An 11,217-nucleotide genomic window follows, 5' to 3' on the forward strand; every position below is an offset into this window, starting at 1 on the left:
GCCATACGCTGAAACCACAAATACACGCTGATAGATCGTATCCTCTCTTGAGGGTTTGCTGATTATATTATCGCGAATAGCGACATAATCACTCATTGACGTTCCACCGATCTTTTCAACACTATGCGATTTCATAACACCCTTCTATCACCAACACGCTTTAGAGAACTAGCCTGTAAAAAACGCGCTATTTTACGCCATTAACGAAATTTGTCTATCTGCCTCATTTTTAGCCCTCACTGAAAGACTGCAAGCCATGTAATCTTTCCAAAACTTAAAGCTAGATTGGCGATATTCGTTTTTATTATCGATATAATGCAGAGCAATTATTTAAGCTAAGTGGCCTGCTAATAAAATGACCATTGAAAACGAAAACACCTCAACATCCGCACAGCCCGACAAACGCTCTGAGCACCGGACACCAATGAAGTGTAAACTTAAAGTGTCTCACCCCAGTATTGGCGATCAAATTGTCACTACCCGTGATATCTCCGATGGCGGTGTATTTCTTCTAACAGAGAATATTCCTATGCCACCGGTCGGCACCGTTGTCCAGGGCCAGGTCCAGGGCATGGGAGAAACAGCGCCTGTACTGAAAATGAAAATTGTCCGAATGGAACCTGCGGGTATTGGTCTGAAGTTTATCTCCTAGTATCAGTTGCCCCCTATTTAAACTTAGCCAAATTGAATTAATATCTGTGAAATCAAGGAACGTCTAATCATGAAAAACCACCTTCTTAGCTATTCTCTTATTGCCTGCAGTGCCTCTGCCAGCACCTTTGTCGCCGCTGAAGAGCCGTTTAAAAAAGCTTATACGCCTCCTTCACGCGGGTTCTTTCTTGAACAGGGTAAAGTAAACACTGGCGACCATATATCCATTGACCTGCACAGTGGTGCGAACGGTTTACAAAATGGCGGCAGTATTCGACTCGGGCTTTCCCAGGCTGAGCTTATTTTGAATAGTGGACTAGGCCTTAACACCGCCTCTACAGGGAACGACGTTAGCCTAAAATGGGGGCTCCCGCCTATTAGATCAGGTGATCAGCAAACGACAGATCAGTTTGCTTGGTCTTTGGTAACAGGCTTATCTGTCATTGATTTTGACAACAGCAATAACGATCAAACTAATTTAAAGCTAGGGGTCGCAGCCACGATTTCGGCCGATGCAGCAACATTCACACTCACACCATCTCTTATTTACAGCGATATTGCAGACAATAGTGATACATTCCTAGAATTAGGTTTGGGCGCTTATGCTGGTCTAATTGATACAGAAAGTGGCTTATTCTCGATTGGCGCTGAAGTTGTTATGTCAACGCAAGACGATAGCGATACAACGGCCTTAGTCGGTACCCGCTGGTCTTATAATGAACGAGTCAATATCGATATTATCCCAATGATATTCAGCAATAGCGATATCTTGGGCATACCCGGACTAGTTCGTTTGAATGTAGTGTTTTAATAATAAGAGTAAGAAGAAGAGATTCGAAAGAATACATTGTGTATTCTTTCGATAGTACTGACGATTAAGCTACTTTATTTTTTCGCTTCGATATCCAACAACTCGACATCGAATAGCAACGTTTCATTCGGCCCGATAGAACGGTTACCGTTTGGACCATATGCCAAGTCCGAAGGAATAAACAGCTGCCACTTTGAACCAGTAGGCATCAACTGAAGGGCTTCTGTCCATCCAGCAATCACACCATTAACCGGAAAACTTACTGGCTGACCACGATCAATCGAGCTATCAAAAACCGTACCGTTGATCAAAGAACCGGTATAGTGAACTTTCACAACATCTGTCGGCCCAGGCTGCAGACCTTTACCTTCGGTCAAAACCTTATACTGAAGGCCGCTCTCTAGGGTAACAATACCTTCTTTGTTCTTGTTTTCAGCTAGGAATTCTTTCCCCGCTTTTTTGTTTTCTTCACCCGCTTTTTGAACTTCTTCTAGCTGCTTTTGCTGTAGGTCTCGCTGAAAGTCAGATAGAGTCTGCGCGACCTGCTCATCGGTAATAAGTTGAGGGTTGCCACTATAAGCATCTTTCAAACCTTGGACGAATACGTCGATTTGCAAATCAGGCATATCGTTAGTCATGCGCTTACCTAGAACCAAGCCAAAGCTATAGCTAACTTTTTGATCTTGAGTATCAAGAGACTTTAGAGGTTCAGCAGCATAGCTGAGAGTAGAAGCACCTATTAGAGCTAGGCCTAGAAGCGTTTTTTTCATGTTCATTTCCTGAAGAAGCCATTCTAAAAACGCTCACGTTACTTGTTTTTTGGTGAAATCTCTATGCTTGCAACATTAGCACTTGTTAATGGTGGTGACCACCAACACCATGAGCATGCCCGTGAGCCAACTCATCTTCTGTTGCTTCCCTGACGCTCTGAATTTCAATATCGAAACTCAAAACCTGCCCGGCCAAAGGGTGATTCGTGTCCACATCGACATTAAACTTTCCTGCCTTTAATACCACAACCTGCCTTGGACCTTCTTCGGTATTAATCGAAACCACCATACCAGGCTTCAACTTGGAATTTTGCTTTTTATCGCCCACTAGGTGCTTAATTGGTACGCGCTGAACAGCTTCTTCTTTACGCAGGCCATAGCCGTCTTGAGGTTCAACCGTCACAGTCAAAACATCTTCTGCCGACTGACCTTCCAGGCCTTTTTCCAAACCAGAAATAATATTTCCATGGCCATGCAAATAAGCAACCGGGTCTTCTCCATGAGAGGTCTCCAGCTCACTGCCTTGCTCATTCGATAGTCTATAATGAAAGGTTACCACTTTATCTTTGCTAATTTGCATCTGAAGTCTCGTTTATCAATAGTAAAAGACACATTATCCCGCGTTGGTAGAATAGTGTCTATGCGCTAATTTTTTACAAAAAATAGCCTCTATATTTATAGAAAGCTATTTAAAGGTCTACAATGGAAAAACCGTAAATGTATTTGTCAGGAAAGTAGTAATGAAAGGCAGCGTCAAAATACTTATTGCCTCCTTGGGGTGGCTCTGCGTCATCCTTGGCGTGATTGGTATTTTCTTGCCGATATTACCGACAACACCTTTCTTACTATTAGCTGCCTGGTTATTCACTCACTCATCGGAACGTTTTCACCGCTGGTTACACGAACACCCGAAGCTAGGCCCCATCATTTCAGTTTGGAAAAGCGGCGAAGGCCTGGACAAAAACATTCGAACCCGGATACTAATATGTATGTGGGGAAGCATGCTTTTATCCGCACTCATCATTGGCAAGTTATGGGCCGTCATTATGCTTAGCTGCATAGGTGCCGGCGTCACAACCTATATCTGTCGCCTGCCAATCAAGTCAGGCACGACAAGTTAACGTGCAGCTAGTTTTTCAAGAACTCTGTCAGCCGCAGCAGAAACCTGTGCAGGTGCCGTCCCGCCCAGGTGATTTCGTGCATTAACAGAGCCTTCAAGCGTCAGAACGTCAAATACATCTTCTTGAATCTGATCGCTAAACACCTGCAACTCTTCTAGTGTCATGTCTGAAAGGTCTTTTTCCTCAGCAACACCATATGCCACGGCTTTACCAACAATTTCATGCGCATCACGGAAAGCCACACCATTAACGACTAAATAATCAGCCAAGTCAGTCGCGGTTGAAAAGCCCCTACGTGCTGCTTCTCTCATATTTTCAGCCTTCACCTCAATCGCCGGAATCATATCAGCATAGGCCTTCAAACAACCTTTTAAGGTATCCAAGACATCAAATAATGGCTCTTTATCTTCCTGGTTATCTTTGTTGTATGCCAAAGGCTGAGACTTCATTAACATCAATAGAGAAATCATATGACCCGTTACCCGGCCCGACTTGCCTCGTACCAACTCTGGCACATCTGGATTCTTCTTCTGCGGCATGATAGACGAACCAGTACAGAAGCGGTCCGGCAAGTCGATAAAATCAAACTGAGCCGATGCCCACAAAATCAACTCTTCAGAAGCTCGCGATAAGTGAATCATAACCAAGCTGGCAAATGAACAAAACTCTATAGCAAAGTCACGATCACTGACTGAATCAAGAGAGTTCTCACTAGGTCGGTCAAAGCCTAATAACTCGGCCGTAATGCTACGATCAATAGGATAAGTCGTTCCCGCCAAAGCTGCTGCACCTAGCGGCATAATATTCACGCGCTTACGACAGTCCATCAAACGCTCATAGTCACGTTGAAGCATCTCGTTCCAAGCAAGAATATGATGACCAAAAGTGACTGGCTGAGCTGTTTGCAAATGAGTAAAGCCCGGCATTATTGTTGCAGCCTCACGCTTAGCAAGCCTTACCATGCCATCCTGAAGACGAGTAATTTCACTGGCAATCACATCGATTTCATCTCGTAGATACAAACGAATATCTGTCGCAACCTGGTCATTTCGAGATCGCCCTGTATGGAGTTTCTTGCCCGTGATACCAATTTTTTCTGTTAAGGCTGCCTCGACGTTCATATGTACATCTTCCAGTTTGACAGACCACTGGAATTTGCCACTCTCGATTTCTGCCTGAACCTCTTTCAAGCCCTGAATGATTTGCGTTTTCTCTTCTTCAGTCAGCACGCCAACTTTTGCCAGCATCGTCGCATGCGCAATAGAGCCCTGGATATCGTGGAAATACAAACGCTGATCAAACTCTACTGACGCAGTAAATTGTTCAACAAAAGCATCGGTAGGCTCGGTAAAGCGTCCTCCCCATGGCTTTTCTTTACTTGAATCACTCTGCGTATTTAGCTGGCCGTTATTGTCGTTTGCATTGCTCATGTTTGATTACCCATCTACACTGAAATTTGTGGAGTCAAAATTGCGGCGCGCATTGTAGCACAAAAGCGAATAATACGCCTTAGTCATCCCTTGTAAAGAAACCAGTCATTTATCATGCATAGAAACGCCAAGCAATCACAGCCAAACAAAAACAGCCATGCTGATGATTCTAAGCAAGCTTCAGGGAGTGAGCAGAACTCCAATTTTGTCATTCCTGACCTTTGTCGAATCAATGCCGTTCTGTTTCTGCTGATCCTAACCCAGTTTCTAGCGCTGGTTTTATGTCTGGTCTTGAGTTCAAACGAGTTAATCAGTTGGGATAAACTAGGCCTGCTATCTATTTACTGCCACTCACTCACGCTCAGCTTTGCAGCGGTAATCTGTACAACCCGAAAATTTCTATTTGGCAAAAGCCCGAAATTTATCAGCATTTACTTCTTATCTAGCAATGCCATCATCACGCTGTTTTTCAGTTGGCTAGGCATCAACTTCCTGCTGCCGGGCGTCATTACAAAACCGGAACTATTTCTATCAAAGAGTTTACTCATCAGCTCGATGCTCGCGAGCATCTTACTGCGTTATTTCTTCCTGCAACACCAATGGCGAGAACAGCGCCAAGCAGAACTTCGAGCGCGCATCCAAGCACTGCAGGCTAGAATTCGTCCTCACTTTCTGTTTAATAGCATGAACAGCATCGCCAGCCTGATCGCAATCGATCCACAAAAAGCCGAAGATGCAGTCATAGATCTATCAACCATTTTCAGGGCTACATTAAACAACCAAACTTCTCTGATTCCGGTTCGTGAAGAAATTGAGCTATGCCGACGATACTTGAATATTGAAGCCCTTAGATTAGGAAACAGGCTAAAGATTGAATGGAAGCTCAACAACGCCAAGAAAAAGGTATTGATCCCCCCTTTAACCCTACAACCATTAGTAGAAAATGCGATTTATCATGGTATTCAACCGCTAACTGAAGGCGGCACTATTAGCATTGAAACCGAACTCAAAAGAGATCATTTATACATTTTGATCTCAAACCCTTTTGACCCAGAAAAACAGGCACGACACGGAAACCAAATCGCATTAGACAATATTAGCAGCAGGCTCCAGGCAATTTTCGGCTCAGGCGCTATATTAAAGACTAGCCAACTAAACAATATTTTTACCGTTACTTTACGTATTCCGGTTAACTAAGATATGACAGCAAACAGCCCTATTAGTGTATTTATCGTCGATGATGAGAGCTTGGCAAGAGAGCGCCTAAAGCGTTTAATTGAACGAAATTGTAACTATCAGGTTTGCGGTGAAGCTGAAAATGGTGAACAAGCCTTGGTACGGATTGAGGAGCTTAAGCCTGATATTGCGCTTCTGGATATCAGAATGCCAGGTATTGATGGCCTGGAAGTGGCCAGCGCTCTGGCAAAAAAGCCGCACCCTCCTGCCATGATCTTTTGCACCGCCTATGACGAGTATGCCATCGACGCCTTTAAAAAGCAGGCCATGGGTTACTTGTTAAAACCCGTTCGAGGCGAAGAGCTGGAAAGTGCTCTGGCTCAAGCAAAGCATGTTAATCAACTGCAGCTAAAATCTATCAAGGAGCAGGATAGTAACGAAGAAGCTCATTTTGTCGCACACAGTTGGCAAGGCCAGGAGTTACTTCCTTTCGACTCGATTTACTTTTTTAGATCCGAACAGAAGTACCTTACCGTTGTCCATGCAAACGGTGAAACCCTAAGTGACCAAACATTAAAGGAGTTGGAACAAGCTCACCCAGACAAGCTCCTGCGTGCCCATCGCAATACACTGGTCAATGCCAAACACATCTCAGCAATGCACAAGAGCTCCGATGGCCACTACTACATACATATACGCAATACCGACTTTCGCATTCTCGTCAGTCGTCGACACGTAAGCGAACTCAAGCAAAGAATAAGTGAACAATCCTTTCAAGCCTAAGACTGCAACTAAGCACCTTCTAGAATAAAAATGAGCTTCCACTCAACAACTTAGAGAACCTGTTCACACTTTATCCTCTCTCTTTACCTCAATAAATGAAGTTTTTCGAAATACCCTCTCGATCTAACCAAATGTTACACACCGCTACAGGGAGATCTCTTATCATTGAATAGGTAGTCTTCATCAAATGGAGTGGACGATTTGAACAACACACACATCAACAATGACCAAGCGCGCTTTGTTCGTAATAGGCTTGTTATGTCTGTGTCTGTCATTTAATACTCTAGCTTTTGAAAACTCACGCAGCAATAGCGGTGATGATGATACTATCCTCATCGAGAGCTCATCTGACACTAAATTTTCCTATAGTACAGCGATCAAATCCTTCTCTAAGCACGTGCTTAAATTTGATATCGATTCTCTCTTAAGCGGGGGAAAGAATTGCACAGATTCCGTCATTCGCAATTTTAATGACCTTGCAGATAGAACAAAGTATCGACTAAATCTTAAACAAGATCGACTGGAAGTTAAATTAACACTTAACTTCTAACCTTCATATAGCCAAGTTTGACTCAAGTAAGCGCCCAAGAAATAAAAGTGATCTTCACTTGATTTGTATCTTTTCGACTTTATTTCCAGTTCCGTTATACTAAGTCGCCATAACAGGCTGTATCTAGCTCACTATTCTTTATTTGGTTTCACCACCAATACAAATAGCGACGCAATTCAATATATAGCACCCACTCCATTTGCCAATAGTGAACGACTCGAACATGTCTACATCAAGCCCAATCAAGACCCTCAATATTGCTTCTCGTGAAAGTGCTTTAGCGTTGTGGCAAAGCCGTTATATAAAGTCTCAACTTGAAGCTTTATACCCAGGCTTGGAAGTCAATATTAATGGCATGACAACCAAAGGGGATAAGATTCTAGACGTCCCCCTTGCTAAAATCGGTGGCAAAGGCTTATTTGTAAAAGAGCTTGAAGCATCAATGCTAGAAGGCATTTCAGATATCGCCGTCCACTCAATGAAAGATGTCCCTATGGAGTTCCCCGAAGGTCTTGAGCTAGCCGTTATTTGTGAGCGGGAAAACCCCTTCGATGCTTTCGTTAGTAATCAATACGACTCGATCGATCAACTTCCAGAAGGTGCAATTGTTGGCACCTCAAGCCTACGCAGGCATAGCCAACTGGCCGCCTCTCGCCCAGACCTAGATATTCGCCCTTTAAGAGGCAATGTTAATACTCGTCTGGCAAAGCTCGATGCAGGCGAGTATGACGCCATTATTCTTGCAGCCTCTGGACTCAAAAGACTTGAATTCAATGAACGCATCAAAAGCGTCATATCGGCTGAGCAATCACTTCCAGCTGTTGGCCAAGGCGCTCTAGGCATTGAGTGCAGAAGCAAGGATGAGGATATTAAAAAATTATTGGCGCCCCTCATTCACCCAGAAAGCGAGTTCTGCGTAAAAGCTGAACGCGCAATGAATCACCGGCTCCATGGTGGCTGTCAGGTTCCAATCGCCGGATATGCAACCTTAGAAAGCGAGACACTGACACTCACCGGCTTAGTTGCCTCAGAAGATGGCGCAACCATCCTTAAAACAAGCTTAAGCGGCCCACAAGCTCAATGTGAAGAGCTGGGTGTTGCCGTAGCGGAAGCTCTGCTTGAAATGGGTGCAGGCCCTTTACTAGAAGCTGTCTATAACAAAGCTCAAGTTTAAGCCAATGACAAATAAACTCGTTACCGAGCAGGCTTTCAAGCGACTAGGCCTGCTCAGTTCAAGCAAGATTCTAATCTGCCGCCCCGAACCCTCCGCCACGGAATTATCAAAAGCTCTCGAAGCCTTAGGAGCCCAGTGCAAAAAACTGCCAATGCTAAAAATCGATGCGCTTGAGATTAGCGCGATCGAGCGACAGCACATCCTCGATTTAGACCAATACCAGCATGTAATTGTCGTCAGCCAACACGCAGCTGATCTAGGCCTTGAACAAATAGATCACTATTGGCCACAAGCACCTGTCGGACAAAAATGGTATGCCATTGGCCGCAAAACCGCTGAAGCCTTAAACTCGACAAGTCTGGATATCGTATCGCCAGGTCAAGACCTGAGCAGTGAAAAACTATTAGAGAACAAAGACCTCAAAACAGTTCAAGACGAAAAAATACTCATCCTCAAGGGTAAGCATGGTCGCCAGGCTTTACAAAGCCAACTTCTTGCTCGAGGTGCGCAAGTAGATAGCATATCGCTATACCAACGCTCGAAACCAGACTATGATCAAAGCATACTGCAACAAAGCATTGACGACTTTGCGCCAGACTTTATTATTACACTAAGCGGTGAAACACTGACTAACCTGCTTGCTCATTGCAGTGAACACAATATCGACTTATCTGACAGGTCTTTTATACTACCCAGTATCAGAGTGGCCAATATTGCATATGAACACGGATTGAAGAACACTTTGATCTCGGAAAACCTTATGCCGATGGACATTGTAAAGTGCATCAAAAAAGCCAGCTTGTAAGTGCCAACCAACAAAAAACAGGACAACACGTGACTGACGCAAACGAAACGCTACCTGCAGCAGATGTAAAGAAGCCAGCCCCTCAAGCTAAAAAGAAGAAAAACCTTTCTTGGCTGCTAATACTGGTCATTGCTCTAATAGCTGCGTTTTCGATCGCTAGCGCAATTTACTTCTGGCAAAACCTGTCGCAACAAAACACACTACTGTCGCACCTAGATTCACAAAATAAGAGCGCACAACAACGAGTTCAATACTTAGAGCAAAGCCTCGAGCGACGTTTGAAAAACCTAGAAGCAGACAAACAACAACAAAGTCAGATACTGACTCAGCTCGATAGGCAAAGTTTATATAACACCGAGAAGCTAACAGAAATGGGTGCCAGCAGTCGTGCTGACTGGCTACTTGCTGAGGCCGAGTATTTATTACATCTCGCCAACCAAAGACTTCTTCTTGAGCGCGACTTAAAAAATGCTGAGGCAGTCATGATATCTGCCGATAAAGTGCTGGCCGAAATCAATGACCCAGGCTTACTCCCAGTTCGTGCAGCACTCAATCAAGAGATTCTTAGCTTACAACAGCTTTCTCACCTCGACCGTGAAGGTATGTTTATGCAACTCTCGGCTATCATTTCTTCTTTAGACGGCTTAAAAGAAAGCGCTTATTTAGACACGAGCAAGCCAGAGCCAGAACAAACACCAAGCCAGCGTTCATCACAAACTTCAGATCTTCCCGCATGGAAGCAAGCATGGCTGGAAGTATGGGGCGAGCTAAATAAAGCAGTATTGATCCGGCGTTTGGATCACCCTGTCGCGCCTCTTATGGCGCCTGAGCAAAATTATTATCTGAAGCAGAATCTAAGACTGATGCTCGAACAAGCAAACCTTGCCTTACTAGAGCAAAACCAGGCTATTTTTACTCACAGCTTAAAACAAGCAAGCATTTGGCTAGAGAACTACTTTGATACTCAGGACAAACAAACGAAAACTCTGATTTCTAAACTCAAAAGTATGCAAACACTTCAAATAAGCTACGAAACACCCGATATTTCAAAGTCATTACGCTTACTGAAGACAAAAATTGAAGCCATGTATCTTAACCATAGCTTAGGCAAACTTTCCAACCCGACACCTTCAAGCACAGATAACAGTACCAAGCAGGAGCCAACACCATGAAGCGTTTACTCGTGTTGATTATTGTCGGCATGGCTCTAGCGCTTGGTGTTTCAGCGATTGTCAGCCATGACCCCGGATATGTTCGAATATCTTATGGAAACTGGCTAATAGAAAGTAATCTGGTCATCGCCGCACTCGCTATCGCTATTTTGCTTACTTTATTGGTATGGCTACTAGGGCTGAAACGTAAACTGGTGCATTCAAGCAAGTCTGTATCTAAGTGGTTTGGCCGTTCCGCCGAGTCAAGAGCTACGATAAAAACCGAGAAAGGTCTAATTGCACTACTTGAAGGCAACTGGGGCGTAGCGAGCAAGCTATTATCTAAATCTGCTACCAAGTCCCATAAGCCCTTAATTAACTACTTAGCCGCCGCTCACGCTTCCAACGAGTTAGGGCAGGTTAAGGATGCTGAGCTAATGCTGAAGAAAGCCTATGACAGCACCGAGGACTCCGACTTTGCTGTGGGGATCGCTCAAGCACAAATCCAGTACCAACAAGGGCAATATGAACCTTGCTTAGCAACACTATTACGCCTGCATAAACAACAGGCGCATCACCCCTTCGTTCTAAAGCTCTTGAAGTCGGTATACTTAAAATTAGAAGATTGGCACAACCTGATAAAGCTCCTGCCCTCCTTGCAAAAAGATGCCAAACTCGGCACTGATGAAATCAAAGCCGTCGAGTCTCTCGCCTGGAATAATCTTTTTGTACAGAAAACCGACGAGCTAATTAACCGCGCTCAACAAGACGCTGCCGACGATATTCTCGCAGGTT

13 protein-coding genes are annotated in these 11,217 nt (G+C 44.2%); 9 read left to right on the plus strand and 4 right to left on the minus strand.

All coding sequences use genetic code 11. From position 1 onward, the window contains the following. Positions 1-355 precede the first annotated feature (355 nt). Positions 356-652 (plus strand): PilZ domain-containing protein, encoded by a 297-nt coding sequence (locus A3766_RS24830; protein WP_068514521.1) that lies wholly within the window; start codon positions 356-358, stop codon positions 650-652. Positions 653-721: 69 nt separating this feature from the next. Further along, complete coding sequence (locus A3766_RS24835) at positions 722-1,462, plus strand: hypothetical protein (RefSeq protein WP_068514520.1); 741 nt, start codon at positions 722-724, stop codon at positions 1,460-1,462. A 74-nt stretch (positions 1,463-1,536) separates the two neighbouring features. On the opposite strand, the gene A3766_RS32435 is transcribed toward A3766_RS24835, so the two are convergent. Together A3766_RS32435 and A3766_RS24845 are read right to left on the minus strand one after the other, a co-directional pair. Next, a complete protein-coding gene (locus tag A3766_RS32435) occupies positions 1,537-2,232 on the minus strand; it encodes an FKBP-type peptidyl-prolyl cis-trans isomerase (RefSeq protein ID WP_068514517.1) in 696 nt (231 codons plus the stop codon). Positions 2,233-2,317: 85 nt separating this feature from the next. Continuing rightward, entirely contained in the window at positions 2,318-2,812 is a 495-nt protein-coding gene (locus A3766_RS24845; RefSeq protein ID WP_068514515.1) for a peptidylprolyl isomerase, read from the minus strand. A 160-nt stretch (positions 2,813-2,972) separates the two neighbouring features. Between A3766_RS24845 and A3766_RS24850 the strand changes: the two genes are divergently transcribed. After that, positions 2,973-3,353 (plus strand): YbaN family protein, encoded by a 381-nt coding sequence (locus A3766_RS24850; RefSeq protein ID WP_068554137.1) that lies wholly within the window; start codon positions 2,973-2,975, stop codon positions 3,351-3,353. Here A3766_RS24850 and argH read toward each other — a convergent pair. Continuing rightward, positions 3,350-4,783, minus strand: a complete 1,434-nt coding sequence (gene argH / locus A3766_RS24855; RefSeq protein WP_068514510.1) for an argininosuccinate lyase — start codon at positions 4,781-4,783, stop codon at positions 3,350-3,352. The two genes, A3766_RS24850 and argH, sit on opposite strands and share 4 nt — an antisense overlap. Positions 4,784-4,897: 114 nt before the next feature. Between argH and A3766_RS24860 the strand changes: the two genes are divergently transcribed. Both A3766_RS24860 and A3766_RS24865 read left to right on the plus strand, forming a co-directional pair. Beyond that, the gene (locus A3766_RS24860) at positions 4,898-5,980 is read left to right on the plus strand and encodes a sensor histidine kinase (protein ID WP_082865346.1); all 1,083 of its coding nucleotides are present in this window, start codon (positions 4,898-4,900) and stop codon (positions 5,978-5,980) included. A 3-nt stretch (positions 5,981-5,983) separates the two neighbouring features. Then, positions 5,984-6,742: a LytTR family DNA-binding domain-containing protein gene (locus A3766_RS24865; RefSeq protein ID WP_068514509.1), complete on the plus strand. Its 759-nt coding sequence runs from the start codon at positions 5,984-5,986 to the stop codon at positions 6,740-6,742. Positions 6,743-6,925: 183 nt separating this feature from the next. On the opposite strand, the gene A3766_RS29930 is transcribed toward A3766_RS24865, so the two are convergent. Further along, the gene (locus tag A3766_RS29930; protein WP_156509115.1) at positions 6,926-7,096 is read right to left on the minus strand and encodes a hypothetical protein; all 171 of its coding nucleotides are present in this window, start codon (positions 7,094-7,096) and stop codon (positions 6,926-6,928) included. A gap of 419 nt (positions 7,097-7,515) precedes the next feature. Between A3766_RS29930 and hemC the strand changes: the two genes are divergently transcribed. The 4 genes from hemC to A3766_RS24890 form a co-directional block, all read left to right on the plus strand. Further along, entirely contained in the window at positions 7,516-8,466 is a 951-nt protein-coding gene (hemC, locus tag A3766_RS24875; protein ID WP_068514508.1) for a hydroxymethylbilane synthase, read from the plus strand. 4 nt (positions 8,467-8,470) lie between these two features. Further along, positions 8,471-9,271 (plus strand): uroporphyrinogen-III synthase, encoded by an 801-nt coding sequence (locus tag A3766_RS24880; RefSeq protein WP_068514507.1) that lies wholly within the window; start codon positions 8,471-8,473, stop codon positions 9,269-9,271. 29 nt (positions 9,272-9,300) lie between these two features. Beyond that, positions 9,301-10,443, plus strand: coding sequence for a uroporphyrinogen-III C-methyltransferase (locus tag A3766_RS24885; RefSeq protein WP_068514506.1), 1,143 nt, complete (start codon positions 9,301-9,303; stop codon positions 10,441-10,443). Beyond that, positions 10,440-11,217: heme biosynthesis protein HemY (locus tag A3766_RS24890; protein ID WP_304440985.1), on the plus strand; the 778-nt coding region annotated here is incomplete at its 3' end. The genes A3766_RS24885 and A3766_RS24890, both read left to right, overlap by 4 nt.

This window comes from Oleiphilus sp. HI0132, assembly GCF_001635845.1.